This is a genomic window from Pseudonocardia aurantiaca (assembly GCF_039526725.1).
GTDB lineage: Bacteria > Actinomycetota > Actinomycetes > Mycobacteriales > Pseudonocardiaceae > Pseudonocardia > Pseudonocardia aurantiaca.
Window position 1 is genome coordinate 217,087 of sequence record NZ_BAAAJG010000011.1, and the last position, 25,124, is coordinate 242,210.

Annotated in this window: 27 protein-coding genes and 2 pseudogenes; 23 read left to right on the plus strand and 6 right to left on the minus strand. The window is 69.8% G+C overall.

Annotation, left to right across the window (positions count from 1 at the left end):
- Positions 1-89: 89 nt before the first annotated feature.
- The 3 genes and pseudogenes from ABD143_RS18870 to tgmA form a co-directional block, all read left to right on the plus strand.
- Positions 90-1,304, plus strand: a complete 1,215-nt coding sequence (locus ABD143_RS18870; protein ID WP_343979749.1) for a helix-turn-helix domain-containing protein — start codon at positions 90-92, stop codon at positions 1,302-1,304.
- Positions 1,305-1,693: 389 nt separating this feature from the next.
- Entirely contained in the window at positions 1,694-2,035 is a 342-nt protein-coding gene (locus tag ABD143_RS18875) for a hypothetical protein (RefSeq protein WP_343979752.1), read from the plus strand.
- Between the two features lie 103 nt (positions 2,036-2,138).
- Positions 2,139-2,297, plus strand: a pseudogene (gene tgmA / locus ABD143_RS38250) (putative ATP-grasp-modified RiPP); the annotation flags it as partial.
- 27 nt (positions 2,298-2,324) lie between these two features.
- On the opposite strand, the gene ABD143_RS18880 reads toward tgmA, so the two are convergent.
- The 3 genes from ABD143_RS18880 to ABD143_RS18890 all read right to left on the minus strand — a co-directional run bounded on the left by ABD143_RS18880 (position 2,325) and on the right by ABD143_RS18890 (position 3,659).
- Positions 2,325-2,693, minus strand: coding sequence for a tautomerase family protein (locus tag ABD143_RS18880; protein WP_343979755.1), 369 nt, complete (start codon positions 2,691-2,693; stop codon positions 2,325-2,327).
- A 381-nt stretch (positions 2,694-3,074) separates the two neighbouring features.
- Positions 3,075-3,287 carry an FAD-binding protein gene (locus ABD143_RS18885; protein ID WP_343980294.1) on the minus strand — a complete coding sequence of 71 codons (213 nt, stop codon included), beginning with the start codon at positions 3,285-3,287 and terminating at the stop codon, positions 3,075-3,077.
- A 12-nt stretch (positions 3,288-3,299) separates the two neighbouring features.
- Positions 3,300-3,659, minus strand: coding sequence for a hypothetical protein (locus ABD143_RS18890; protein WP_343979757.1), 360 nt, complete (start codon positions 3,657-3,659; stop codon positions 3,300-3,302).
- On the opposite strand from ABD143_RS18890, the gene ABD143_RS18895 reads away from it, so the two are divergent.
- The 5 genes from ABD143_RS18895 to ABD143_RS18915 all read left to right on the plus strand — a co-directional run bounded on the left by ABD143_RS18895 (position 3,650) and on the right by ABD143_RS18915 (position 7,784).
- Positions 3,650-4,177 (plus strand): DoxX family protein, encoded by a 528-nt coding sequence (locus ABD143_RS18895; protein WP_343979760.1) that lies wholly within the window; start codon positions 3,650-3,652, stop codon positions 4,175-4,177. The two genes, ABD143_RS18890 and ABD143_RS18895, sit on opposite strands and share 10 nt — an antisense overlap.
- On the plus strand, positions 4,174-5,271 hold the full coding sequence (locus ABD143_RS18900) for an enoyl-CoA hydratase/isomerase family protein (RefSeq protein WP_343979762.1): 1,098 nt from the start codon (positions 4,174-4,176) through the stop codon (positions 5,269-5,271). Before ABD143_RS18895 ends, ABD143_RS18900 begins: the two co-directional genes overlap by 4 nt.
- 441 nt (positions 5,272-5,712) lie before the next feature.
- Positions 5,713-6,030: an AMP-binding protein gene (locus tag ABD143_RS18905; protein WP_343979764.1), complete on the plus strand. Its 318-nt coding sequence runs from the start codon at positions 5,713-5,715 to the stop codon at positions 6,028-6,030.
- Between the two features lie 5 nt (positions 6,031-6,035).
- Positions 6,036-6,410: an AMP-binding enzyme gene (locus tag ABD143_RS18910; protein ID WP_343979767.1), complete on the plus strand. Its 375-nt coding sequence runs from the start codon at positions 6,036-6,038 to the stop codon at positions 6,408-6,410.
- A 162-nt stretch (positions 6,411-6,572) separates the two neighbouring features.
- Positions 6,573-7,784: a low temperature requirement protein A gene (locus ABD143_RS18915; protein ID WP_343979770.1), complete on the plus strand. Its 1,212-nt coding sequence runs from the start codon at positions 6,573-6,575 to the stop codon at positions 7,782-7,784.
- A gap of 103 nt (positions 7,785-7,887) precedes the next feature.
- Here the strand turns inward: ABD143_RS18915 and ABD143_RS18920 are convergent, their stop codons facing one another.
- Positions 7,888-8,607, minus strand: coding sequence for a TetR/AcrR family transcriptional regulator (locus ABD143_RS18920; RefSeq protein WP_343979773.1), 720 nt, complete (start codon positions 8,605-8,607; stop codon positions 7,888-7,890).
- A gap of 111 nt (positions 8,608-8,718) precedes the next feature.
- On the opposite strand from ABD143_RS18920, the gene ABD143_RS18925 reads away from it, so the two are divergent.
- Complete coding sequence (locus ABD143_RS18925; protein WP_343979776.1) at positions 8,719-9,894, plus strand: FAD-dependent oxidoreductase; 1,176 nt, start codon at positions 8,719-8,721, stop codon at positions 9,892-9,894.
- 157 nt (positions 9,895-10,051) lie between these two features.
- Here ABD143_RS18925 and ABD143_RS18930 read toward each other — a convergent pair whose 3' ends face one another.
- Together ABD143_RS18930 and ABD143_RS38255 are read right to left on the minus strand one after the other, a co-directional pair.
- Positions 10,052-10,393 carry a hypothetical protein gene (locus ABD143_RS18930; protein WP_343980304.1) on the minus strand — a complete coding sequence of 114 codons (342 nt, stop codon included), beginning with the start codon at positions 10,391-10,393 and terminating at the stop codon, positions 10,052-10,054.
- Positions 10,394-10,509: 116 nt separating this feature from the next.
- Positions 10,510-10,695: pseudogene (locus ABD143_RS38255) on the minus strand (low temperature requirement protein A); the annotation flags it as partial.
- Positions 10,696-11,079: 384 nt separating this feature from the next.
- On the opposite strand from ABD143_RS38255, the gene ABD143_RS18940 reads away from it, so the two are divergent.
- From ABD143_RS18940 to ABD143_RS19005, 14 genes are all read left to right on the plus strand, one after another.
- Positions 11,080-11,823: an SDR family oxidoreductase gene (locus tag ABD143_RS18940; RefSeq protein ID WP_343979779.1), complete on the plus strand. Its 744-nt coding sequence runs from the start codon at positions 11,080-11,082 to the stop codon at positions 11,821-11,823.
- Positions 11,824-11,903: 80 nt separating this feature from the next.
- The gene (locus ABD143_RS18945; protein ID WP_343979782.1) at positions 11,904-12,338 is read left to right on the plus strand and encodes a cupin domain-containing protein; all 435 of its coding nucleotides are present in this window, start codon (positions 11,904-11,906) and stop codon (positions 12,336-12,338) included.
- Positions 12,339-12,715: 377 nt separating this feature from the next.
- A complete protein-coding gene (locus ABD143_RS18950) occupies positions 12,716-13,285 on the plus strand; it encodes a hypothetical protein (protein WP_343979785.1) in 570 nt (189 codons plus the stop codon).
- Positions 13,282-14,223 (plus strand): ABC transporter substrate-binding protein, encoded by a 942-nt coding sequence (locus ABD143_RS18955; RefSeq protein ID WP_343979789.1) that lies wholly within the window; start codon positions 13,282-13,284, stop codon positions 14,221-14,223. The genes ABD143_RS18950 and ABD143_RS18955 overlap by 4 nt, the downstream gene beginning before the upstream one ends.
- Before the next feature lie 2 nt (positions 14,224-14,225).
- Positions 14,226-15,302: an ABC transporter substrate-binding protein gene (locus tag ABD143_RS18960; RefSeq protein WP_343979792.1), complete on the plus strand. Its 1,077-nt coding sequence runs from the start codon at positions 14,226-14,228 to the stop codon at positions 15,300-15,302.
- Positions 15,299-16,195, plus strand: a complete 897-nt coding sequence (locus ABD143_RS18965; RefSeq protein WP_343979794.1) for an ABC transporter permease — start codon at positions 15,299-15,301, stop codon at positions 16,193-16,195. The genes ABD143_RS18960 and ABD143_RS18965 overlap by 4 nt, the downstream gene beginning before the upstream one ends.
- Positions 16,192-17,019, plus strand: coding sequence for an ABC transporter ATP-binding protein (locus ABD143_RS18970; RefSeq protein ID WP_343979796.1), 828 nt, complete (start codon positions 16,192-16,194; stop codon positions 17,017-17,019). The genes ABD143_RS18965 and ABD143_RS18970 overlap by 4 nt, the downstream gene beginning before the upstream one ends.
- Positions 17,016-17,957, plus strand: coding sequence for a carbon-nitrogen hydrolase family protein (locus ABD143_RS18975; protein WP_343979799.1), 942 nt, complete (start codon positions 17,016-17,018; stop codon positions 17,955-17,957). Before ABD143_RS18970 ends, ABD143_RS18975 begins: the two co-directional genes overlap by 4 nt.
- Positions 17,954-19,498, plus strand: coding sequence for an amidohydrolase family protein (locus ABD143_RS18980; RefSeq protein WP_343979802.1), 1,545 nt, complete (start codon positions 17,954-17,956; stop codon positions 19,496-19,498). Before ABD143_RS18975 ends, ABD143_RS18980 begins: the two co-directional genes overlap by 4 nt.
- Positions 19,495-20,874 (plus strand): dihydropyrimidinase, encoded by a 1,380-nt coding sequence (gene hydA / locus ABD143_RS18985; protein ID WP_343979805.1) that lies wholly within the window; start codon positions 19,495-19,497, stop codon positions 20,872-20,874. Before ABD143_RS18980 ends, hydA begins: the two co-directional genes overlap by 4 nt.
- Positions 20,875-20,920: 46 nt before the next feature.
- Complete coding sequence (locus tag ABD143_RS18990) at positions 20,921-21,643, plus strand: GntR family transcriptional regulator (RefSeq protein WP_343979807.1); 723 nt, start codon at positions 20,921-20,923, stop codon at positions 21,641-21,643.
- 75 nt (positions 21,644-21,718) lie between these two features.
- Positions 21,719-22,126 (plus strand): allophanate hydrolase-related protein, encoded by a 408-nt coding sequence (locus ABD143_RS18995; RefSeq protein WP_343980297.1) that lies wholly within the window; start codon positions 21,719-21,721, stop codon positions 22,124-22,126.
- On the plus strand, positions 22,107-23,477 hold the full coding sequence (locus ABD143_RS19000) for a Zn-dependent hydrolase (protein ID WP_343979810.1): 1,371 nt from the start codon (positions 22,107-22,109) through the stop codon (positions 23,475-23,477). The genes ABD143_RS18995 and ABD143_RS19000 overlap by 20 nt, the downstream gene beginning before the upstream one ends.
- Complete coding sequence (locus ABD143_RS19005) at positions 23,474-24,970, plus strand: amidohydrolase family protein (RefSeq protein ID WP_343979813.1); 1,497 nt, start codon at positions 23,474-23,476, stop codon at positions 24,968-24,970. Before ABD143_RS19000 ends, ABD143_RS19005 begins: the two co-directional genes overlap by 4 nt.
- The last annotated feature ends 154 nt before the right edge of the window (positions 24,971-25,124 follow it).

Genomic DNA, 25,124 nt, shown 5'->3' on the forward strand with positions numbered 1-25,124 from the left:
ATTGCATCCGGCTAGTTTGCCATTGCCCATGATCGTCTACTTGTCGCGGCGTAGCATCACTCCTGGTGACCGATGGGGGACGGGGAGGCATGGCCGACAACGACTTGGCGCGGACTATCGGAGAGCGGGTCCAGTTCTATCGGACAGCTTCCCGGCGCGCTAAGACGGTCGTGGCGGGGTTGACGGGGATCACGCCGGACTACCTGTATCAGATCGAGCGGGGTCAGAAGATCCCCACGGTCGCTGTGCTGACTCAGCTCGCCGACGTGCTCGGGGTGCCGGCTGGTGAGCTGCTATGCGGTCAGCCAGCTCGTAACCCAGCGCGGGGAAAGACCGCCGCTGGTGGTGCGATCTACCAGGCGCTCACCAGCCGCTCACAGTCCCGTGACGCGCCTGTCGCGTTGCCCGCTCTGCAGCGTCGTGTGCGTGAAGCGTGGACGACCTGGCAGACATCGCCGCACCGCTACAGCCAGCTCACCGAGCGGTTACCTGCGTTGATCGCCGACATCGAGCACGCTGTGCGTACCGTGAGCGCGTCCGGCCAGACCGATATGCAGCGAGAGCACTTGGGTTGTGCTGCTGACCTGTACGGGTTGCTGCGCACGGTGACCAAGCGCATCGGCCGGGTTGATCTGTCGCTGTTGGCCGCCGACCGGGCGGTCCGTTGCGCCGAGGCAGCCGGCGACCCGCTACGGCTCGCCGCCGCTCACTGGAACATGTCTCAGGTTCTACTCGCCGACGGTGAGCCGCAGGCGGCCGAGGCCGTGGCGATGAGAGCCGCCGAGCGGATGGAACCGCTGATGGCAGGTGGCACGGCAGACATGGCTGCCATGTACGGCTCGGTCATTCTGCTGGGGGCGGTCGCTGCCGCCCGTAACGGCGATGCCTGGACCGCCCGCGACCGGATACGCCGCGCCGCGCCGCTGGCGAAGCTAACCGGCGAACGCAACACCATGTGGACGGCGTTCGGCCCCACCAACGTCGCCATGTACGCCGTCAGCATCGAGTTCGAGTCCGGTGAGGCCGTGGAAGGCCTGCGCCTGGCTGAGCGTGTCGACCATGACCGCTCGCCATCGATCGAACGCCGTGTGGCGTTCCTTGTCGATCAGGCCAAGGGCTACGAGCAGCGGCGCGACTTCGCCAGCGCCCTCACGCTCCTCACCACCGCCGAGCGGGAAGCGCCCGAGGACATGCAGTACCGGCCAGCCGCGCACGCCGTCCTACGAACTGTTGCGCACCGAGGGCGCCGGCACGTCGCTGCTGAAGCCTCGCAACTGGCGCTACGCATCGGGCTACCCGTCTAGGGAACCAGAACCGGCACACCACCCGAACTGGCAGTTCGGGTTACCGGCCAGTAATCGCCTTACCGTCTTGATCAGCACGTGTGCTGTCACCAGGAGGTAGGCGCCATGGTCGTTCCCCCAACATCCATCCCATCGGTTTCGCAGTCGCTTGCGGCCCGGTTGGAGGGGGTTGCGGGCGCTGGCCGTGACCGCGCTCAACACCCACCCCAACGACGGTGGTGCGCAGTGTGCCGCCGTGTGGCCGTGCGAGCCAGCCGCCGAAGCCGAGCACAACTTGGCGGCGCTGTGACCAACCTCCTCGATAGCTGGGTCGGGCCGGCGGTGCTGCGCCCCGGAGCCGCCGCCGGCTTGACCCGTCCACATAGCGCCGACACCAACACATAGAGCACATGACGGAAGACGACGAGGGAGATGCGGAGCCCATGAGCAGGTCAGAACCGGAACGCGAACACCGCGAGTTCGTCGCGGTGACACGTTCCCTGACCACGACGGTGGAGAACGGGTCGTTCGGTGATCGAGTGCTCGCCGAGCACATGCTGCGCGTTCTGGGCGCAGCGTCGCAGATCCTTGACCAACACCCGGTCGATGATCGGGGGCGATGCGTGGCCTGTCGCCACCAGCGTAACTCCGTATGGCCGCGCCGCCGTGTTCCCTGCGTCGTGCATGACACGTTCGCCTACTACCTCAAAGGCCGCTGTCGGTTTCTGAACCTGCGCCCGTCCGGGCGCTAGGAATATCGAGGAAGGGAAGGAACGCGAACATGACCGCTACACGCCAGGGCTCGAACCGCTGTTTCGTGCCGCTGATCTAATGCCGCTCGGCCGCAGCCTCGGCATGGTCGAACCCGACAATGAGGCACCGAGCGGACCGGCCGTCCGCCCGTTCGGGCTCGGCTTCGCTACCGCAAGAGTTGCGCCGGTGATCGTGGACCTGTCCGGCTTGCGCTACGACCCTGACAGGCAGTTGAACGTCGACGATGCCCAACTGCTCCTGATCCACAGAGTGGATACTTCTCGACCTTTACGTTGTGGTCTGCACGTCGACAGGCGGGGCCAGCCGGCCGCCGCCAAAGGAACTGTTGGAACGGTCGATCTCGCCAAAGAAGACCATGACGTCCTCTGGGTCCGTTCCTGCCGCCTGTAGCCGAGACACCATCGCGGAGAGAAGCAGGCGCTTCCTGTCTTCCGCAGTCCCTGACGACAGTAGGGCCTCGATCATCACGACTTTCCTGCTGCGCGGCTTTCGCAGATCGGGATAGCGAGGACTGATGCGAAGATCAGCTTCTCCCAATGAGATGAACCTCTGGAAGAGGTCATCCTCCGAATAACCTGCACTGACGCTTGCCTCATGGAGGGCAGCAGATATCACATCCTTTTCTTCCGCCGTCATCCCGGCACGCATTGTGACAGTAAAGAGTGGCATTTTCGTCCTTCCGGGTCAGGACAACTGCTCTCGTCGCGGACGTCGGCCACCGTGGCAAAGGCAAGACCGTCAGAGTCGGCAAGGGCGCCGGCCAACGCCCGCTCAACCGTCTGCTCAGTCCTACTGATGTTCCGATCTTCGCGCCCTCGCGCAGGAACGCCGCCGCAACAGCCAAGCCGACTTCAGAACCTCCTCCGCTCACGATGACGCGGCTACCCTGAGTCTTAGGTCAGTCATGCCGACACGTTAGCTCCGGTTCTTCATGGCCGTGGCGGGTGGAAGTGATCCTGATAGCAGAAGGTGCCTTTGGCCAGGTAGGGCGGAGCTTGCCGAGAGTTCTGTCCGTGATCACTCTCGGGCGGCATTCCGCGCGGCGACGTAGCCGAAGGTCATCGTGTTCGCGATGCTGGCTCCGGCACCGGGATACGTACGGCCCATCACGGTTGCGGCCATGTTGCCCGTCGCGTAGAGGCCGGGTATGGGCGCATCCGACTCGTCGAGCACTCGGGCGTGCTCGTCGCTGACGACGCCGCCGATGGTGCCCACATCACCGGGATAGATCTCGGTGGCGTACTACGGACCCGTGTCGATCGGCCCGAGGGCCTGGTTCGGCGTGTTCCCCGGGTCGCCGAGCAGCCGGGTGTACTGCGACTCTCCGCGCCCGAAGTCGGGGTCCCGGCCCATCGTGGCATGCTCGTTGAAGCGGCGGACCGTGGCCGACAGTTTCTCCGGCTCGATACCGATTCGGCGGGCCAACTCCTCGACGGTCGCGGCCTTCTTGATCCAGCCGTTGGTCACCAACTGCGGTGGCATCCGCCCCGGGAGCACCGAGAGGATGTTGCGGAGCTTCGGCAGATTGCGGACCCACGGGTAGCGGCGCCGGAACTGGTCGTCGAAGATCAGCCACGCAGGGACCGCGTCGTTTGCGTACATCGCCTTGCCGAGCTCGAGGTACGCCCCGCACCCTCGACGGCACGGCCGGCTGGTTCGGCTCGATCGGTTTCCGGCAGCCGCGGCTGCAGGCGACCGCGAGCGCTGCCGTCGAGATCGGTGCGGGCGGTGCGCTGGTGCTGGGCGCGGCGACACCGCTGGCGGCGGCGGCCGTCGTCGGGACGATGGGCGTCGCGGCGTACGTGTGGTCCGACCAGTTCGGACTCAAGATCCAGGTGCTCGGTCGGCCGCCTGATCTCGCCGACGAGACTGTGCCCTTGCACGGCGCGGGGCTCGACGGCGGGCCGGTCCGGGGCACGGTCGTGGGCTACCTCGCCGGCGACACGCTCGTGGCCGTCGCCGGGCTCGGCGCCGCCGCGCTACCGCGCGCTCGTCGGGGCGGCCGACCGCGCCACGACGCTCGCCCACGCCGACGGGATCGAGGCGGCGACGCGGGTCTGAGCCACCGGACCGAGACATGCCGGGCGGGACGCCGGGTGCGGCTATCGTCCCGACGGTGACGGACGGGTCGCTGCCGTGGGTCGACGTGCGGCACCTCGCGGATCACGGTCCCGTCGGTGCGCTGGACGTCGACGGTTCGGTCCGTGCCCCGGTGCTGCTGGTGCGGTTGGACGCGCCGGCGGAGTCAGCAGCGGTGGCTGCGGCGGCGGCTGCGGTGGCGGATGCGGTGGCCGACGTAGCCGGGATCATCGTCGGGGTCGCGACCGGAGGTCCCGTGGATCCGGCGATGGACTGCCTGGTCGGTGCGCTCGACCTGACGCTCGTGCCGCCGGGTGCCGGGGAGCCTCGGGAACGGGTCGAGGTGGAGGATCCGGTGGCGGCGGCCGCCCAGCTGCACGCAGCGGTGGCGGCGAACCCGCAGGCGGCCACGGTGCTGGCGGGTCTGCTGCGCTGGTCGGGATCGTTGCGGGTGCCGGATGCCCTGGATGCGGAGTCCCTGGCGTACTCGACCCTGCTGGGTGGGCGGGAGTTCAGGCGCTGGCTGGAGCGGCGTGGCCCGCGGGCGTCGCCTCCACCTGCCGCCGACCCGGTACTGGTGGCGCGGGACGGGGACGAGCTGCGGATCACCCTGAACCGGCCGGAACGGCGCAACGCCTACGGCCGGGAGGTGCGAGACGGCCTGGTCGCCGCGCTCGAGATCGCCGTGTTCGATCCCGGGGTGGCCCGGGTGGTGCTCGACGGTGCCGGTCCGTTGTTCTCGGCGGGTGGTGATCTCGCCGAGTTCGGCACCGCCCCGGACCTGGCGACGGCGCACCTGGTGCGCACGCGCGGGGGAGCGGGGCGGTTGCTGCACCGGCTGGCGCAGCGCGTCGAGGCGAGGGTGCACGGCCGATGCGTCGGTGCGGGGATCGAGCTGCCGGCGTTCGCAGGTCGTGTCGTCGCACGCGGCGATGCGACGTTCCAGCTACCGGAGGTGGGTATGGGCCTTATCCCGGGTGCGGGCGGGACGGTGAGCATCCCGCGCCGGATCGGGCGCTGGCGCGCCCTGTACCTGGCCTTGAGCGGACGCCCGCTCGACGCGGTTATGGCGCTGGAGTGGGGGCTGGTCGATGTGGTGGAGGCGGTCGGCGGGGAATCCACCGTCCGCCGATGACCACGCCGCGCACCACGCCCGCGTGCGTTGACACTCTGAGATGGCAGGCGCTGCAGAAGCAGCATCGTGATGCGTGTGAACCGTGATCACGCCCGGCAGGATCGGTGGTTGTGTGCTCGCCGGGTGCGCGAGCTCTCCAGGAGGCGACGTAGCCATCCCATCCGAGGTGAGGACCCACCTCGGGCCAGAGCGCCGATCCCAAGGGCGTGATCCACTTCCACGCGGGAATGATCGGCAAGGTTCCACTACCTCGCCTCGATGTACCACAACCCGGACGGCGTGCGGCAGGCCGCGACGATGCCCCTTCTTCTGGGTCGGCGGTTTCGCGCTGGATCTGATGTGCACGCTGGAGGCGGGCGGGACCGTCGTGTGCGGCAACCGGGCCACGTCGATGGGGGGCAGCATCATCGGGGCCGTCGCCCGTCCGCATCCGGCGAACCCGTGACCGGTCTGCGGGCCGGGCTGGGGATGAGCGAGACGTTCGCGGTCTACTCGTGGGGATACGAGCTGCCTCGGGCCGACCGCCCCCTCTGCGTGCCGCTGGAGGTATTCGAACCGGGCTACGCGGTGAAGGTCGTTGGCCCCGACGGCGAGGAGTGCGCGGAGGGTGAGCCTGGTGAGATCGTCATCCGCGGGCCGTCGGTCACCAAGGGCCTGCAGAAAGTCGAGCGGTCCTACGTGTTCGATCTCGACGGTTTCTACCGCACCGGTGACGAGGGCGTCGTCGAGGGCGGGAAGCTCTCATGCTCGGCCGGCTGAGCGATATGATCAAGACGTCGGGCGCGAACGTGGCACCGGCTGAGGTCGAGCGCGAGATCGTCGCCCTCGACGACGTCGCCTCCGCGCACGTGGTGGCTGTGCCCGATCCCGAGCGCGGGCAACTCGTGGGCGCGGCGATAGTGCCGCGGGACGGTGCCCGTCTCGACCTATCCGTTGTGCGGGCCGCGCTCCGCGAGCGGCTGTCGAGCTACAAGGTGCCCCGGCTCGTGGCCGTCGTCGGGTTCGACGAGCTCCCGCGCACGCCGTCGATGAAGATCCGCAAGCGCGACCTGGCTGCGCTGCTGCGCGAGCGGGGGACCACGCTCGACGAGCGCTCCGCTGAGGCCGGTCCGCCACCGGGCTGCGGCCTGCCGGATTGACCGTGCGCCCCCACGGAGTGCGCATGGCCCGTGCAGTCTTGAGCCGCGCCAACCCGCCTCCGATCGCGCCTGGTGCTGGCACTCGCTGGGAACAGGTTGATGGCGGGAGGTGTGCCCCTGCTGGTGGAAAGGTCGGTGTGCACGATGAGCGACGGTTCAGCCATGGCGTTGCCCAGTAGCGGTGGCCGTCAGTGGCGGGTGCCGATGGTGGCCCGGGACGCCGGCGAGCGCCACCGGACGGCGACGCCGCTGGAGCTGTTGTTCGACCTGACCTTCGTCGTCGCGGTCGCCGCGGCCGCGGCGCAGCTCGCACACGCGATCGCGGAGGATCACGCGGCACAGGGGTTGCTCGGCTACCTGATGGTGTTCTTCGCGATCTGGTGGGCGTGGATGAACTTCACCTGGTTCGCCTCCGCCTACGACCCTGACGATGCGCCCTACCGCCTGCTGACGCTGCTGCAGATGGGCGGAGTGCTCGTGCTCGCCGCGGGTGTCCCAGCCGCGCTGAACGAGCAGAACTTCACCGCTGTGACCATCGGCTACGTGATCATGCGCGTGGCGATGCTGGTGCAGTGGCTCCGCGCAGCGCACAACGACCCCGTCCGCCGAGCGACGGCGCATCGCTACGCCGCTGGCACCGCGGCGGTGCAGGCCGGATGGCTCGTCCGGCTGGCGCTACCGGAGCTGGCCGGCTTCGTCGGGTTCTTCGTCCTGGTCGCCGCGGAGCTGGCCGTTCCGGTATGGGCGGAACGGCGCACGGGCACGACCTGGCATCCGCACCACATTGCCGAACGCTATGGCCTGTTCACGATCATCGTGTTGGGCGAGTGTGTGCTCGCCGCCTCCCGCGCGCTCACCCCGGCCGTAGCGGAGGGCGTAGACCTCGACATCGTGCTCGTCGGGGGCGGTGGTCTGCTTCTGCTGTTCGGGTGCTGGTGGTTGTACTTCCTGGCTCCTGCCGCCGCCGGGCTCGCCCAGCATCGGGAGCGCTCGTTCTGGTGGGGCTACGGCCACTACGGCATCTTCGCTGCGCTCGCGGCGCTCGGCGCCGCCTTGGAGGTAGTGGCCGAGACGCTCATCCATCCCGTCGCCGCACCCACCGGGTTGGTGGGGTTCGCGGTCGCGACACCCGTCTGTGTGTTCCTGCTGCTCGTGTGGGCGCTGCACGCGCCACTCGAAGCCGCGCCCTGCCGGAAGCTCGGCTACGTCCTCGCCGCCTGCGCCGTCCTCGTCGGCGTCGCGGCCGCAACCACGGCCGGCTTCACGCTGCCCTGGGCGGTCGTTGCGATGAGCGCCCCCGTCTTGGCCCTCATCGCGCTGCGGGTCACAGCCGACCACCGCCACGCACGCCGCCGCACCTCGGTCACCGAATGACCAGGACGATCGCGGTCGACACAGTAGATCTGCAGGCCCAACCACCCCCGCGAACGCATCAAGCGCAAGCGCCGGTCTCCGGCCATCGAGCTGGGTGTCCACGTCAGCTCGGACGGCCGATCCTGGCCGTCAACCCGTCCAGCACCATCGCCAGGCGACGTTCGAACACCACGTCCGGATCGGGGGCGTCCTCCGCCTCAATGATCAGCCGCTTCAGGTACGGGAGCTCGCCCTCCTGCAGCAACTGCGAGATGAACGGCCCGGTCTGGCGCTGGTAGCCCGCGAAGTCCAGGCCGGTGCGCCGCTGCGCTTCGACCTCTCCCAGTTCCTGTTCGACGAAGCCCCGGGTGAACTGCAGGGCGGTGGACAGCAGGTCCATCATCGCGTCGATGTCGAGACCGAGCCCGTCCACGCAGGCCAGACCGGTTTCGAGGAACCGCCGGGCGTTGGGTCCGAGGGTCGGCCGGTGCCCGAACCGGGCGATCCAGGGGTGGGCGTGGTGGAGCCGGCGGATCTCCCGGGCCAGCCGGGCGACGTCGGCCCGCCAGTTCCCGGACGGGATCCCGGTCAGGTCCAGCTCGCCCAGCACCGCGTCGTACATCAGCTCGGTCAGGTCGTCCTTGCTGCCGACGTGCCGGTAGAGCGACATCGGGCTGTGGTCCATCCGCCCGGCGATCTTGCGCATCGAGACCGCGTCGACCCCGTCCTCGTCAGCCAGGGCGATCGCGGCCGCGGTGATGGCCGCGTAGTCGAGAGTGCGCACCGGCCCACGCCCCTGGCTGGAAAGACGCGCCCAGATGACGGGCGGCGGTTCGTCGGCCACGGCAGCGCTCCTCGCGTCGGTTGCGTTCGTCGTACGGGCAGCATACGGTGTATATGTCTGGACGCATACGCCGTACACGTCTAACCCATCGATCATATTCGAGGTGTCGACATGCCCTCTTCGTCCTCCCCGTCCATCGCCGTCGTCGGCGGCGGTCTCAGCGGGCTGGTGCTGGCCCGCATCCTGCAGCAGCACCACATCGCCTGCACCGTCTACGAACTCGACGCCACCGCCGACGCTCGCAGGCAGGGCGGACTACTCGACCTGCACGTCGAGTCCGGCCAGCTGGCCCTGCGCGAAGCGGGACTGCATGAGCAGTTCCGCCGGCTCACCCGGCCGCAGGCAGAGGCCATGCGGGTGATGGACAAGGCGGGCACCGTCTTCATCGACCAGGCCTCCCCCGACAGTTCGGGCGACAGCGGGCGACCCGAGATCGACCGGACGGAACTGCGCGCTCTGCTGCTGGATTCGCTCCACCCGGGACGCGTCGTCTGGGGCCACAAGCTCATCCGGGCCCATCGCCTGGGCGACGGACGGTACGAGCTCACCTTCGCCAACGGCTCGCGCCGGACCACCGATCTGCTGGTCGGGGCCGACGGCGCCTGGTCGCGAGTCCGTCCCCTGCTCTCGAACGCCTCCCCGGAGTATGCCGGGATCAGCTACTTCGAACTCCACCTCACCGATGCGCCGACCACGGTGCCCGCCTCCGCTGCTCTGGTCGGCACCGGAAGCCTGTTCGCCCTGTCGGACAACAAGAACCTCGGCGGGCACGGAGGCCGCGACCTGCATCTCGGAGCCATGCTGCGGGCCGCCGAGGACTGGCTCGACACACGCGGCGTCGACTGGGCGGACCCGGCCGCCACCCGCACCGCCCTGCTCGCAGAGTTCGCCGAGTGGACCCCGGCGCTGACCGACCTGATCCGCCACTGCGACGACGAGATCGTGGCCCGCCGGATCTACGCCCTGCCCACGGGCCACTCGTGGCCGCGCACCCCGGGCGTGACCCTGGTCGGCGACGCCGCCCACCTGATGTCGCCGTTCGCCGGCGAGGGCGCGAATGCCGCGATGCTCGACGGCTGTGAGCTGGCGCTGGCGCTGATCGAGCACGGAGACGACGTCGAGGCCGCGCTGCGCCAGTACGAGACGGCGATGTTCCCGCGCTCCGCCGACGCGGCCCGGCGGTCCGCCCGCGGGCTCGACCTGTGTTTCGCCGACGACGCCCCCCGAGGCATGGTCGAGTTCTTCGGCAGGATGGGCGTCCCTGTCGCCTCGACCGGGCGCCGATAGCAGTGCCGTGCGCGGCGGCGCGGATCTCGAGAACGCCCGCCGCGCGGTCCGGCTGCTCTGGCGCTACCGGCATGGCCTGACCGACCCGCTGCCGCCAATGCCGCGCATACGATCACTGCTCTGCCCGGTGCAAGCTGGGGAGACGCGGGCGTTCCGACTACGGATCTGAAGGTTGCTCGGCGCGCGGCTGGGCGTGATCGGCTCCTGCGGCGGCGGGCCGGCTCATCGTTGCTTCCCGGATTCTGGGGAGATACGCGAGTACGTGCCCGGACATCTCGGTTGCCGCCCTCACCACATCGTGGCTGAGGGTGTCGTTGTCGTGCATCTCACGAGCGATGGAATCGAGTAGCCGGGCGATTCCCGACATGACGTACTCGCCGGGGAAACTAGCCCCGAAGATCTGCTCAGCTCGGGCGCTGCGCAGCGCTGCGGCCGCTTCCGTGAGCCGGGCCGGATCACCGTGAATGGCCCAGCGGTTCCTGAGATCATCCGTTTCCATGTGATTCGCTCCATCCATGTCGAGTAAATGTTAGGACGGTTTCGGCCAGAGCAAGGGGATCGGCGCGGTCGGTCCCGCGTCACGCACGCAGCGTCACTTGCCGTCCTGGCTGGGTTTGCCGGTTGCAGCAAGGTGAGCAGCCTGTATGGCACATCATCTGTGTCGTAGGACGAGGCGAACCAGGTGAAGTTCATCCAGGCCCACCAGATGGCGAAGAATACCCGCAGGAACGGCCCCATGACGTCCGCCGCATGGCCCTCGGCCACTCCGGGACCGGGCTGCGTCACGACCGCGCACGCTACGGCCGTGGACCGCGTACCGCGCGTGTCCCATGCGGGCCTGCGCCGTGTTGGCCAGCGACGTCGTGTCCATGTGTCCTCCTCGCGAAGCGTCGGTGTGTCGCGAGAAGGACAGGACGGGCGCCCGCCCCGTGACATGGCGGTCGTCACTGCCTTCTCTGTCCGCCGTCACAAATCCGCGGGCCGCCTTGTTCTCGCTTCCGACGCCGCCCCACCACCGCGGGCGGCGGGACCGCGTTCTGCATTCGACCCGGTGCGGCCGAGCGGTACTTCACCCGTTGCGGGTGATGAGCCGGGGCACCGGTAAGGAAACCGTGGTCGGCCGATCGACCTGTCGGTCGCGACGCAGTGGGGACGGCCCGGGCCGTTCGGATGAAGGGATACCTCGTGAAGGTCGTTGTGATCGGTGGGACAGGGCTGATCGGGTCGAAGCTGGTGGCCAAGCTGGGCGAGCACGGCCACGACGCGGTGCCCGCTGCCCCGAACACCGGGGTGAACACGCTGACCGGTGAGGGGCTCGCGGAAGTGCTCGACGGGGCGGCGGTCGTGGTGGACGTGTCGAACTCCCCGTCGTTCGCCGACGACGCGGTGATGGAGTTCTTCCGGACCTCCACCACCAACCTGCTGGAGTACTCCGCGAAGGCGGGGGTCGGGCACTACGTGGCGCTGTCGGTGGTCGGCACCGACCGGCTGGCGGAGTCGGGCTACTTCCGGGCGAAGATCGCGCAGGAGAAGCTGATCCGCGAGTCGGGCCGGCCGTACTCGATCGTGCACGCCACTCAGTTCTTCGAGTTCGTCAAGGGCATCGCGGATCTCAGCATGGTCGATGGCAAGGTCCACCTCCCCCCGGCGCTGATCCAGCCGATGGCGTCCGACGACGTCGCGGCCGGGGTCGGCCGGGTTGCGGTGGGGGAGCCGCTGAACGGGATCCGCGAGATCGGCGGCCCGGAGCAGTTCCGGCTCGACGAGTTGGTGCGCAAGGGCCTCGCGGCGAAGGGCGACCCGCGCGAGGTCGTCGCCGACGAACAGGCCCGCTATTCCGGCGCGCGGCTCAGCGACCGAACGCTGGTCCCGGGTCCGGACGCCCAGCTCGGGGAGATCACCTTCGACACGTGGCTCGCCCAGCAGTGAGCACAAGCCGGTAGGTCGCCGGGCGGCCGACCCGGCGCCGGCGGCACCCCAAACTTTGCACCGACCAGCTTGGAGTACTCATGACTGCCGACCACCACTCGCATCACATCGAGGACCCGAACGCGACGACACCTCCGCCGCAGATCGCGGTCGTCCTGTCGGTGCCGACTCCGCCGGTACCCGACCCGTCCGAGGCCATGACCCTCCTCGTCACCCTGCCCCCGGGCAGTGCCGGCAGCCCGCCGCACCGGCACTCTGGTCCGGCCTTCGGCTACGTGATCGAAGGGGAGATGATCTTCGAACTGGAGGGTGATCCCGAGCGCGTCGTGCGCGCCGGGGACACGTTCTGGGAACCCGGCGGCGACGTGATCCACTACCAGGACGGCAACAACCTCGCCGACGCCCAGACCCGATTCGTCGTGACCATGTTCGCCGTCCCCGGCCAGCCGATGCTCATCCCGGTGAGTCCCGAGGAGCTCGAGGAACGCCGCTCCCGCCGCGCCCCCCGTCCGTGATCCTGGGCCTCTGAACCGGGAGTGGCGGCTGCTCGGAGACCGACATCGGTCCTGTGCTCGCGTTCACGCGCATGCCGAGGGGGCGGAGTCACATCTCGAATTGCCAGGCCTGTCCTAGCTTGCTGAGGCGTGGTGCAGGCGGCGTAGGTCGCGGTTGACGAACCCGTTCGGGAGCAGCCGGGACATCAGCAGTGCTTGCAGTAGTGCGTGCGCGGCGTCGCCGCCAAGTCGACCAGCTCCTGCCTCTCGCCGCGGTACCTCTCGCCATGGCCGGGTGATGGCGGTGGCCCGGTATGTCGGATTCTCGCGTCGGCCGGTTACAGACGCGGTTCACCGGCTTAACGTCGACGACATCCGCCGCCTATCTGATGAGCCGCGTGCAATGTGTACAGGACACAATTGAGCGGCGGCCGCAGTTCACGGCACTCGAGTGGGAGGGCCTCGCCCCCGACACCGCCGTTGCGGCGCTCCCATCGCTCGTCGCGTGCCGCCTGACCATCGAGGTGGGCGATCGGGCGCATCGCTGCTGTGACCCGGCTGCGGTCGCGCTCGTCAGCGTCGCGCGCACCGACCCGTCCTTGCCCGGCCGCGCGCGTGCCGCCCTGCGGGAGCTGGTTCCCGGTGGGGCGATCGCTGGGAGTGCACTCGGCGAGCTGGTAGGCGGCTGGATCGCCATGCCGGGCGTCGACATCCGCGTCACCGGCAGCGCGGATCTCGGCGACGGTGGGGCCGTCGCGATCACCCTCGCCGACGCCGCCGTGTTGCTCCAGGCCGCGGGCGGCGACCGGCTGCTCGTCCGGACCATCGCGGTGCTGGCGGAGCCCAGCTCCCGGGCCGAGGATGCCGTCCGGGCGTCCGACGGCTGGCGGGTCGTCGCCGACGGGGTGGCGTCGGTTCCGCTACGGCCAGGCGTGGTCCATGACCATCCGGCCGGGTGGGCCGCATGAGCGAGCCGCTCGTCCTGACGCACGGCTGTTCGCTGTCCAACCTGCCGCTCTTCGTCGCGGTGGGCGAGGGGCTGTTCGCCGACGAGGGCCTCCAGGTCGAGGCCCCCTACTTCAACGACATCACCTCGACCGCGGAGCTGCTCGCCACCGGTGCCGCCGATCTCGGGACGGCGGCGTTCACCCAGCCGCTCATCGACGCGTTCCGCCCCGATCCGCCGGTGCTCGTCGGCGGGAGCGGCCTGATGGGCATCGCGGTGCTCGCGGCGCCGGAGATCCCCGACGTCGCAGCACTCGCCGGACGGCCCGTCGGCACCTTTCGGACCGACCCGATGGAGGTCCTGCTGCACGACGCCCTGGCCGCGGCCGGCATGCGTATGCAGGACGTGGATCTGCGCTACTTCGACATACTCGACGAAGCTGTCAGTGCCTGGCGTTCCGGGCATCTGGCCGCACTGACGCTCGCGGAGCCGTTCGCCAACCGGCTGCGCGGCGAGGGTGCCCGGACGCTCTCCGACGGGACCGAGCTGTGGGGCGACCCGTTCCCCGACACCGTCCTCGTCGCCTCGGCGAGGTTCCTGCGGGACCGCCCCGACGAGGTGCGCGCGGCGCTGCGGGCCATGCTGCGCGCCGAGAAGCTGATCGCACGGGACGCGATCGGCGCTCTCAGGCACGCTCTCCCGTTCTTCCCGGGTTTCGACATCGGCGAGCTCGCCGCAGCGGCCCGGTTCCAACCCCCCGACGTGGATATCCGCAGGCTCGAACCGGTCGTGTTCGCCCGCTGGGACAGCCTGCGCTCCCTCGATCTCGTCCCTCGCGACGCGCCGCTGCCGACCGGTGCCGTCGTGTTCGACCTGCTCAGCGCCGAGCTGGCCACGGCCGGCCCCAACAGCATCGGCAGCGTCGCGGTGCTCGGCTCCCCAACCCCAGAGGAGAACTGACCATGAGTACCACCTCGAACGACCAGCCAGCCCGGTCGGCCGGACCGCGGATGGACCGCAGGCGGTTCCTCGCCCGCACCGCGGTGGCCGGTGTCGCGGTCGCCGTCCCGTCGTGGTTGCTCGCTGCGTGCGGCGGCGCCAGCGGGGCCACCGGTGGCGCGGGCGGCGTGTTGAAGGCCACCCACGGCACCGGGTTGTGCAACCTCGGCATCTTCCTGGTCAAGGAGCGCAACCTGGCCGCCGCCGACGGCGTGAGCCTCGATTTCGTGGTCACACCGACCAATGCCGATATCGTCACGCTGTTCGGTGCCGGGCAGGTCGACATCTCCATGATCCCCTACACCCAGTTCATGACGCTCCACGACCAGGGCGCCCCCGTGACGATCGTCGCTGGCGGCGGTGTGCAGGGCTGCGTGATCGTCGCCCAGCCGGGCATCAGCAGCGCCGCGGACCTGCGCGGCAAGACACTCGGCACGTTCCAGGCCGACACGCTGGAGATGCTGCCCTACGACTACCTGAAGGCGGCCGGTCTGTCGTTCTCGGATGTGAAGGTCCGCTACTTCGGCACCTCCCCCGAGCTCGCCCAGGCGTTCATCTCCGGATCGATCGACTCGATGAGCCACATCGAGCCTTACCCCACGCAGGCGCTAAACGCGCGGCCCGGCGCCGTCAAGCTTTCCGACGGGACAGACGTCTACGGGTCGGGCTACACCGACTGCGTGCTCGCGGTGCGCAACAACCTGCTCACGGAGAACCCTGCGGCGGTCAAGGCGGTCATCAAGGGGCTTCTTGTCGCCCAGCAGCAGGCCGAGCAGGACCGGCAGAGCGCAGTGGACGCCACCACCGGGACCTACTTCAAGGCCAGCAAGCAGGACGTGCTGGACGCCTCCACGAAGCAGCCCAACGTCGTGGACCAGCGCAGCAAGTCGCAGTTCATGCTCGATCGGGCGCAGGGCATGCTGGAGCTCGGCTACCTCAAGACGCTGCCCGACCAGAGCATCTTCAACTGGGGCCTGCTCGAACAGGTGATCAACGAGAACGCGGCGCTCTACGACTCGTTGCAGATGAAGGCCGCATGAGCGCCCCCCACGCCGAGATCTCCGTCGCGAGCGCCCCGGTCCGCGCCGCTCCGGCACGGCCGGCCGGGCCGCGGGTGCGCCGGATCGCCGCGGCCGCCGGGTGGTGGCTCGCCTCGGTGGCGCTGTTCGGCGGGCTGTGGGAGCTCGCGTGGGCGATGGGGTGGGCACCTGAACTGCTGCTCCCGCCACCGCACGTCTTCCTGCAGAGCTTCGCGACCCAGGCATCGTTCTTCGACACCTCCACCATCGGCGAGGCTCAGGCCCCGCCCCCCGTCGCCGTGGCGACTACGGTCCTCGCGACCGTCGGCCGGGTGCTCACGGGCCTTGCGATCGGGTTCGTCGCGAGCCTCGTCACCGGCGTCGTGGTGTCCCAGTTAGCGCTGGTCGGGAAGCTGATCCTGCCGACGGTGACGCTGCTCGCCCCGATCTCGCCGATCGCATGGCTGCCGGTGTCGATCTTCCTGTTCGGCATCGGCAACGGCCCTGCAGTGTTCATGGTGTTCATCGGGGTGTTCTTCGTGATGACGCTGGCCACGATCAGCGAGATCAACGGGGTGAGCGCCACCTACCTGAACGTAGCGCGCACGATGGGCGCCACTCGGCGGCAGACGCTGTTTCAGGTGATCCTCCCGGCCATCCTCCCCGGGCTGCTCCAGACGCTGCGGATGAACCTCTTCGCGGCCTGGATGGTGGTGCTGCTCGCCGAGGCCGTCGGAGTGGGCAGCGGGCTCGGGCAGGTCGTCATGTTGGCCCGCAACACGTTCAATTCGAGCCTCGTCTTCTTCACGATGACGGTCATCGGGATCTCCGGCTACCTCCTGGACATCGTGTTCCGGCAGGTCCAAGGGCGGCTGCTGTGGTGGCGGCCCGCAGGAGCGGGGGCGGCGCGATGAGCTCCGACGCGACGACCGGCGCCGCGACCGCCCGGACCGGCGCGGTGCGCTGTCGCGGGGTCGGCAAGGTGTGGGGCGAGGGCACCGCTCGGGAGCTCGTCGCCCTGGACGCCGTCGACCTCGATGTGGCGCCCGGCGAGTTCGTGGTGATGCTCGGCCCGAGCGGGTGCGGGAAGAGCACCCTGCTGTCGATGGTCGCCGGGCTCGACCGGCCGACCTCCGGTCTCATCGAGGCCGACGGGGAACCGGTCCGCGAACCGGGCCCCGACCGCTGCATGATCTTCCAGCAGTCCTCGCTGTACCCGTGGCTCTCGGTGGCCGACAACGTGAGCTTCGGGCTGCGGCTGCGAGGCCGCCCCAAGTCGGAGCGCCGCCAGGTCGCGCAGCGGCTGCTGCGCACGGTCGGCCTCGGCGACGTACTCGACAAGCACCCCGACGAACTCTCCGGCGGCATGCGCCAGCGGGCCGCGATCGCCCGGGCGCTGGCCATGGAGCCGCGAGTGCTGCTCATGGACGAGCCGTTCGCCGCGCTCGACGTGCAGACCAGGGCGAAGCTGCAGGACTTCATCCGGCAGGTGTGGACCGAGAGCGGCGCATCAGTGCTGTTCGTGACGCACAGCATCGACGAGGCTGTGTCGCTCGCCGACCGGATCGTCGTGTTCACCGCCCGTCCCGGCCGGATCAAGGCCGTGGTTCCCGTGGAACTGGAGCGACCGCGTGACCCGCGCTCGGCCGAGTACCACCGGCTGCACGACCAGCTCATCGATCTGCTGCGGGACGAGGTCGACCGGGCCTTCGCCCAGCAGGAGAAGGTGTCGGGGTGAGGGCCACGAGGGTCGCCGCGGCGCAGCTGCCCGCCTGCGGGGACGACCAGGCCGCGAACCTCGCCGTCGTCGAGTCCGCGCTCAGCGAGGCCGCGTCCGCCGGTGCCGATCTCGTCGTGCTGCCCGAGCTGGCCACCACCCCGTACTTCGCGGGCGAGCCGGCCGGGGCGCACCGGGACTGGGCGGAACCGGTGCCGGGGCCGCTCACCGAACGCGTCGGCGGGCTCGCCGCCGCGCTCGGCGTCGCCGTAGTCCTGCCGCTGTTCGAACGCGACCTCGCGTCGGGCACGTTCCACAACTCCGCCGTTGTTCTGAACGGCGACCAGGGCGACCGGATCGTGCCGTGCGTCGACCGGGCGGGACGGCCGCACCGGCTCGCCCGCAAGCTGCACCTCCCGGTCGGCGACGACCCCGCTCCGGGCTTCGACGAGCCCGCTCATTTCACCCCCGGAGACTGGCTCGGCCTGCACGACGTGGCCGGCCTGCTGCTCGGCACGCTCATCTGCTATGACCGCCGATTCCCCGAGTGCTGGCGGGAGCTGCGCGCACTCGGTGCCGACCTCGCCGTCGTCCCGATCGCGGGCAGCGGCGGGGACAGCACCGAGTTCTTCCTCGGCGAGCTGCGCACCCATGCCAGGGAGAACGGCGTGTTCGCCGTGGCGGCCAACAAGATCGGTACCGAGTGGGTGGGCGGTCACCCCGTCGACAACTTCGGTGAGTCCTGCGTGGTCGGACCGGACGGCGAGCTGCTCGCCCACCGCCCCGGTGCCGACGGGCCCGGCCTCGTGCTCGCCGACATCGACCTCGATGTGCTGGCCGCCACCCGGGCCCAACTGCGCTACTTCGAGCACCGCCGCACGGATCTGTTTCCCGGGCCCCTGCCCACACCGCCCCTGCTCGCATCGCAGTGCTCCGTAAAGCACGAGGAGGCTTCTTGACCACGCTGTTCCGCAACGCACTCGTCCTCGCGATGGACGACGAGCACCGCGCCGAGCCGTTCCGCGCCGACGTCCTTGTCGAGGGCGACCGGATCGGTGCGGTCGGCCCCGACCTGCCTGTGCCCGACGGGGCCGACGTGGTCGACGCGACCGACCGGCTGCTCATGCCCGGCCTGGTCAACGCGCACGTGCACTCGTGGGAGGCGCTGTTCAAGGGCCGCTACGACAACATGCCGCTCGAGCTGTGGATGCTGCTGTCGTACCCGATCCTCGGCCTGGAGCCGATGTCGGACCGGCTGGTTTACCTGCGGACGCTGCTGGTCGCGATGGAGTCGTTGCGCAACGGGGCGACGTGTCTGCTCGACGACGTGATCGAGAGTCCGCGGCAGAGCATGGATGCGCTCGACGCGGTGTTCCGCGGCTACGAGGACGCCGGGATCCGGGCGAACTGCTCGGGCAACATCGTCAACCGCCCCTATGTCGACACCATCCCGTTCAGTGCCGAGGTGCTCCCGGCCGATCTGCTCGCCAAGGCGCACGAGGTGCCGCCGCGCAGCACCGAGGAGTACCTGGAGTTCAGCCGGGAGGCGCTCGCCCGCTACGACGGCCGGGCCGGGCGGCTGCGGTACGTGATCGCGCCGAGCGGCCCCCAGCGCTGCACGGATGACCTCTTCGTGGCCGCGGACGAGCTGTCCCGCGAGCACGACACGACGTTCCACGTGCACGTGCTGGAGACCAAGATGCAGGCGGTCACCGGCCGGGAGTTCTACGGCTCCACGCTCGTCGAGTACCTGGACCGACTGGGCGTGCTCAGCGACCGGGCGACCCTCGCCCACGGCATCTGGCTCACCGATAGCGACATTGCCCGGCTCGGCGAGGTAGGCGCTTCTGTTGCCCACAACCCGATCTCCAACCTCAAGCTGGGCTCGGGGATCGCGCAGTGGCGGGCACTGCTTGACGCGGGCGTGAACCTTGGGCTGGGCAGCGACGGCCTGTCCAGCAACGACAGCGCCCGCATGTTCGACGTGGTCAAGTCGGCCGCGCTGCTGCACAAGGTCACCCACCCCGATTACCGGACGTGGCCGACGGCGGACGAGGTGCTCTGGGCGGCCACCCGCGGCGGGGCCCGATCGGCCCGCCTGGCAGACGACGTCGGCGCGATCGAGGCCGGTCGCAAGGCCGACTTCGTCGTGCTCGACCTGCGCTCGATCAACTTCACGCCGGTCAACGACGTGCCAACGCATCTGGTCTACGTGGAGAATGGGGACTCCATCACGGAGGTATGGGTCAACGGGCAGGTCGTGGTGCGCGACGGCCGCTGCCTGCTGATCGACGAGGAGGCCGTGCTTGACGAGCTGCGCGGGCTCGCGGGCGAGTACCTGGAGCGTTACGCCAAGATCGAGGAGCTGAACCGCGCCTTCGAGCCGCACTTCGCGGAGATCTACCGGCGCTGCTGCAGCGAGCCGATGGGGATCAACCGGTGGAGCGGGGACGAGCGGGCCTGGGTGCAGGGAGCTGCCGCGGGGGAGGGCGGGGCATGAGCCTGCTCGTCAAGGGTGGTCGGGTGGTCACCGCCGCCGACGACTACGTGGCCGACGTCTATATCGCCGACACCACGGTGACCACCATCGGAGCGTCACTCGACATCCCCGCCGACAAGGTCGTCGACGCCACCGGCTGCTATGTGCTGCCCGGCGGCGTCGACCCGCACACCCACCTCGCGTTCGACCTGGCCGGGACGAGCACCGCCGACGACTACGAGTCCGGAACGATCGCCGCGGCCTTCGGCGGGACCACGACCGTGGTCAACTTCGCCCAGCAGCAGCGCGGCGAGCACCTGCGGGCCGCGATCGATCGCGGGCTGGCCTCCGCAGCGGGCAAGGCCGTGATCGACTACGGCCAGCACATCGTGCTCACCCAGCTCGACGAGGACTCGCTCAGCCAGCTCGACGAGCTGGTCGCCGAGGGCGTCACCAGCATCAAGATGTTCCTGGCCTACCCGGGTGAACTGATGGTGGACGACGCCACGCTGTTCCAGGTCATGGAGCGGGCGGGCGAGCTCGGGGCGATGTGCTGCGTGCACGCCGAGAACGGACCGGTCATCGATGTGCTGGTCCGCCGCGCGCTGAAGGCGGGCCGGACCAACCCGTCCTGGCACGGCCGGACGAGGCCGGAGCTCGCCGAGGCCGAGGCCACCCACCGCGCCATCGCCGTTGCCGAGATGGCGAACGCGCCGGTGTACTTCGTGCACCTGTCCTGTACGGAAGCGCTCGCGGAGGTCACCGCGGCCCGCGACCGGGGCCGGCCGGTGTTCGCCGAGACCTGTCCGCACTACCTGTTCCTCGACGCGAGCGTCTACGACGACGAGAGCTTCGACACCGCGAAATACGTGCTCACGCCGCCGCTGCGGGACGCCCGCCATCACGCCGCGCTGTGGCGGGGCCTGCGCACCGACGACCTGCAGGTGGTCTCGACCGACCACTGCCCGTTCTGCCTCAACGGGCAGAAGACGCTGGGCGAAGGCGACTTCTCCCGGATCCCCAATGGCGGACCGGGCGTGGAGCACCGGCTGCAACTGCTGTACGCCGGGGTGGTCGCGGGCCGGCTGCCGCTGCAGCGGATGGTCGAGGTGTTCGCCACGGCACCGGCCCGGCTGTTCGGCCTGTACCCGCGTAAGGGCACGTTGGCCGTCGGGTCCGACGCCGATCTCGTGATCTTCGATCCGAACGCGACCACCACGATCAGCGCCGCGACCCACCACATGGCGGTCGACTACAGCCTGTACGAGGGCTGGCAGCTCGACGGAGCGGTGCGCACCGTCGTCTCCGCGGGTGTGCCCGTCGTGGAGAACGGCCTGTTCGTCGGCAAGCCCGGCAGCGGACGGTTTCTCCGCCGTGAGGCTGGCAGCCCGCAGTGAACACTGGTGGTGACCTGTCCGGATCTGCAGAGAGTTGGTAGGGAAGATGGACCGAAGGCCGAGTGCCGCCTCCGGGCTTGGCGAGCTGGGCGCGGTACCGGCGGAGGTGCGCCGGCACACCTACGACCACGTCTACCGGACGCTGCGCCGGGCACTCGCCACCGGGCAGATCCCCGAGAGCACCCACCTGGTGGAGACCGACCTTGCAGCCCGCCTAGGCGTCAGCCGCACCCCGGTGCGCGACGCGCTGCGCAGGTTGGAGAGCGATGGCTTCGCCGAGCGCGGGCCGAGCGGCGGGTTGTGGTCACGCACGATCAGTTCCGACGAGATCGAGAACCTGTTCCTCGTGCGGGCGCAGCTCGACCAGCTGGCCGCCTGCCTCGCGTGCGAGCGGGCCGAGCCGAAGCAGTGGGAGGAACCACGATCGCTGATTGAGGCGATGAACGCCGCGGTCGCCGCACATGGCCCGGCATCGGAGCAGTTCAGCGAGGCACACCAGGCCTTCCACACCTCGATCTACCGCATCGCGTTCGGCGGCCGGTTCGCCGGGTTCCTCGGCAAGCACCTGTTGCAGTACCTGGAGATCGCCGCGGACATGAGCTATCGCGAGCCGGCCCGCGCGCTCCCTGCGGTCGACCAGCACCAGACGTTGCTGACGGAGCTGGCCAGCCGGGACATCACCCGGGCGGCCGCTGCCGCCGAGGCGCATGCGCAGCGCAGCGCAACCGACGCGAAGGACGCCAGGACCCGTTCGATCCTCCCGACCTGACTCCTCACCGCAGCGCGAGCGGACAGCCGGCTGCGACCTGACATCCCATGAGAAGGGTTCCCCCCCTTGCCACGCATGTTCCTGAACGGCACGGCCATGTCCGGCCAGAAGGACCACTCCGCCGTCGCCGGTGCCACATTCCTCGGCCCGGCCCGCACCGCCCCCGGATTCCGGTTCTTCGCGGTGCGCCGCGAGTTCCCCGGCCTGCTGCAGGTCGCCGCGCACGGCGTCTCGATCGCCGGCGAGCTGTACGAGATGACCGACGAGATGCTGTTCGACGTGCTGCTCCCCCAGGAACCCAAGGAGCTCGAACTCGGCTCGATCGAGCTGGCCGACGGGTCGACCGTGCACGCGATGATCCTTCAACCGGACCGGCTCGTCCCGGGGGACGAGGTCGTCGACATCGCCGACTTCGGCGGGTGGCGGGCTTACCGAGCACACCTCAGCGCGAACGAGCGGGCCCGTGACCTCCTCAGCCTGTGATCCGGACTCCCTGCCGTTCCCGAACGTCCGTGTCGACGCCGGCCGCTTGCTCGCCCGGATCGGCGAGCTGGCTCGGATCGGCGCGGATCACGCCGGCGGGGTGACGCGCCTGGCATTCTCCCCGGAGGACGTCCAGGCCCGCGATCTGGTCGCCGGCTGGATGGCGTCGTCCGGCCTCGCTGTGCACGTCGACCCGGTGGGCAACCTGCTGGGGCGGCTGTCGGGTACCGGCCGCCACCGGGCGGCGCTCGTGATCGGCAGCCACCTCGACACCGTGCTCGAGGGCGGCGCCCTCGATGGTGCCTATGGCGTGCTCGCTGCCCTCGAGGTCGCCGACGCGCTGCAGCGGGCCGGCACACGGCTCGGGCACGACCTCGTGGTGACGGCCTTCAGCGGGGAGGAGGGCGGCCGGGGCACGCCCGGAATGGTGGGCTCGAGCGCGGTCGCCGGCCTGCTCACCCCGGCCGACCTGGCGAGTACCGACGACGAGGGCGTGCCTCTGGCCACCCGGATCGCCGACGCGGGCGGTGACCCCGGGCGCATCGCCGACGCCGCGTGGGACCCGGCCGACGTCGCGGGCTACGTCGAACTGCACATCGAGCAGGGCCCCGTGCTGGAGTCCACCGGCTGCCCGGTCGGGGTGGTCACCGCGATCACCGGCCAGGCCAAGGTCGACGTCACGATCACCGGGACCGCGAACCATGCCGGTACCACCCCGATGGACCGCCGCCGGGACGCCGCCGTCGCCGCGGCGCACCTGGTGCTCGCCGTCGAGTCGCTGGCCGCGGCGGGCCACGTGCACGCGGCTACGACCGGCGTCCTGGCGGCGAAGCCGGGAGTGCGCAACGTGGTACCTGGCGAGGCGGTACTTGGGATCGACATCCGGGATCTCGACCGCGACCGGATCTCCGCCGCGATCGCCCGGCTCGGCGAGGCTGCGGCGTCCGTAGCACAGCGCACAGGGACGACGATCCCACTGCGGCCCGGTCCCGCAGTGCCCTCCGTGCCCACCGCCCCGTGGCTCGCGGGATGCGTGGCCGAGGCCGCTGACGCGCTCGGAGCACCGCACCAGGAGCTGCCCAGCGGTGCGGGTCACGACGCCCAGATCATGGCGCGGCTCGGTCCGGTGGCCATGATCTTCGTCCCCAGTCTCGGCGGGGTGAGCCACTCACCTGCCGAGGCCAGCACACCCGACGACCTGGTCCTCGGCGCCGATGTCCTGCTGCGGACCGTCGTCATGGCGGACGACGTCCTCTACCGCCGGCGTGGGCCTTCAGTCTCGTCACACTCGGGCGCGACCACGCCCAGGCAGGTCGACGCCGTCCACGCTCCGAGGAGAAGCAGCACATGACCCAGATCGTCATCCCTCGTTCCATCGTGACCGCCGACCCGGTCACCTCCGAGGTCACCTGCACCGCGGGGCAGGCCGTCGTCGTCGAGGGCGGCATCATCACCGAGGTCGCCCCTGCCGCCGAGATCGAGACTCGACACCCTGACGTCGAGCTGCAGCGGTTCCCGCACGCGATCCTTACCCCGGGCTTCGTCAACAGCCACCACCACGTCGGGTTGACACCCTTCCAGCTCGGCGTCCCCGACTCCAGCCTCGAGACGTGGATCGCCGCGCGCGCGGCGCATCCCACCCTCGACCTCCGGCTCGACACGACCTATTCCGCCGTCCAGATGCTCCGCAGCGGCGTGACGACCGTCCAGCACGTGCAGGGGTGGCACTCGACAGACGCCAGCGACCTGACAGCCTCGGCACGGGCCGTTCTCGACACCTACGGCGAGATCGGCATGCGGGGCTCGTACTCGAAGATGGTGCGGGACCAGAACCTGCTCATCCACGACCAGGACGAGACCCTCCTCGACCGGCTGCCCGTGGAGCAGCACGACCGGTTCAGCGCCTACCTCAAGGGCCTGCGCGTGCCCCTCGCAGAGCAGCTCAGCCTCTTCGAAGAGCTCCACGCCACCTACGCGGACGACCCGCTGCTCGTCGTCCAGCTCGCCCCCGCCAACTTTCACTGGACCAGCGACGAGGCGCTCGAGCAGCTCGGAGAGACCTCCGCCCGCACCGGCGTGCCCATGCACATGCACGTGCTCGAGACGATCTACCAGTCCATGTACATGGACCGCCGGGCCGGGGCCGAGCGCGTCTCGTACCTCGCCCGGTCCGGTGTGCTGAGCGACCGCCTCACCCTGGGGCACGGCACCTGGCTCCGGGACACCGACATCGAGGCGCTCGCGGACGTCGGTGCGCACGTGTGCCACAACTGCAGCTCGAACTTCCGCCTGTCGAGTGGTCGGCTGCCCGTGCACGACCTCCTTGACGCCGGAGTCAACGTCGCCATCGGCATCGACGAGGCCGGCATCAACGACGACCGCGACATGCTTCAGGAGATGCGGATGGTCTGGACGGTCAACCGCGAGCCGGGTATCTCTCGCCGGCGGCTCACTGCGGAGCAGGTCTTCACCATGGCCACTGTCGGCGGCGCCCGGACTACCAGCTACAGGCCGGGCCACGGCACGATCACGGCTGGCGCTCCCGCGGACCTCGTGCTGTTCGAGGAGGACACGCTGCGCCACCCGTTCCAGTTGCCCGGCGTCTCCGAGGCCGAGCTGATCGTCCAGCGCTCGCGCTCAGAGGCGATCACGGACGTGATGATCGGCGGGGCCTGGGTGATGTCGGGATCGCGCCTCACCACGATCGACGAGGAGGCCTTCACCGCGGAGATTGTGGACGCGTGCGCGTCAGTCGACCTCGATGCCTTCGCCGAGGACACCCGGTTCGCCGCCGCCCTGAAGGTTGCAGTCGGCGGGTGGTTTGTCGAGGAGTACGGCCTCTGAGCCAGGGCACCACCGTCACGGTGACGGGGCGTGCCACCGAAACCCCGTCGCACGCCCCCTCACGGTCGCCGGAAAGACTCACCAGGAGGCACCACAGCCCGCACCCGGGCCGTGAACGCGCCGGTAGAAAGGGCTCCGTCGCGGCCACTATGAA

Coding starts and splice junctions, on each gene's coding strand:
- ABD143_RS18870 (WP_343979749.1), top strand. CDS start 90: ATGGCCGACAACGACTTGGCGCGGACTATCGGAGAGCGGGTCCAGTTC.
- ABD143_RS18875 (WP_343979752.1), top strand. CDS start 1,694: ATGACGGAAGACGACGAGGGAGATGCGGAGCCCATGAGCAGGTCAGAA.
- ABD143_RS18880 (WP_343979755.1), bottom strand. CDS start 2,693: ATGACGGCGGAAGAAAAGGATGTGATATCTGCTGCCCTCCATGAGGCA.
- ABD143_RS18890 (WP_343979757.1), bottom strand. CDS start 3,659: ATGTACGCAAACGACGCGGTCCCTGCGTGGCTGATCTTCGACGACCAG.
- ABD143_RS18910 (WP_343979767.1), top strand. CDS start 6,036: ATGATCAAGACGTCGGGCGCGAACGTGGCACCGGCTGAGGTCGAGCGC.
- ABD143_RS18915 (WP_343979770.1), top strand. CDS start 6,573: ATGGCGTTGCCCAGTAGCGGTGGCCGTCAGTGGCGGGTGCCGATGGTG.
- ABD143_RS18925 (WP_343979776.1), top strand. CDS start 8,719: ATGCCCTCTTCGTCCTCCCCGTCCATCGCCGTCGTCGGCGGCGGTCTC.
- ABD143_RS18930 (WP_343980304.1), bottom strand. CDS start 10,393: ATGGAAACGGATGATCTCAGGAACCGCTGGGCCATTCACGGTGATCCG.
- ABD143_RS18945 (WP_343979782.1), top strand. CDS start 11,904: ATGACTGCCGACCACCACTCGCATCACATCGAGGACCCGAACGCGACG.
- ABD143_RS18955 (WP_343979789.1), top strand. CDS start 13,282: ATGAGCGAGCCGCTCGTCCTGACGCACGGCTGTTCGCTGTCCAACCTG.
- ABD143_RS18960 (WP_343979792.1), top strand. CDS start 14,226: ATGAGTACCACCTCGAACGACCAGCCAGCCCGGTCGGCCGGACCGCGG.
- ABD143_RS18965 (WP_343979794.1), top strand. CDS start 15,299: ATGAGCGCCCCCCACGCCGAGATCTCCGTCGCGAGCGCCCCGGTCCGC.
- ABD143_RS18970 (WP_343979796.1), top strand. CDS start 16,192: ATGAGCTCCGACGCGACGACCGGCGCCGCGACCGCCCGGACCGGCGCG.
- hydA (WP_343979805.1), top strand. CDS start 19,495: ATGAGCCTGCTCGTCAAGGGTGGTCGGGTGGTCACCGCCGCCGACGAC.
- ABD143_RS18990 (WP_343979807.1), top strand. CDS start 20,921: ATGGACCGAAGGCCGAGTGCCGCCTCCGGGCTTGGCGAGCTGGGCGCG.
- ABD143_RS18995 (WP_343980297.1), top strand. CDS start 21,719: ATGTTCCTGAACGGCACGGCCATGTCCGGCCAGAAGGACCACTCCGCC.
- ABD143_RS19005 (WP_343979813.1), top strand. CDS start 23,474: ATGACCCAGATCGTCATCCCTCGTTCCATCGTGACCGCCGACCCGGTC.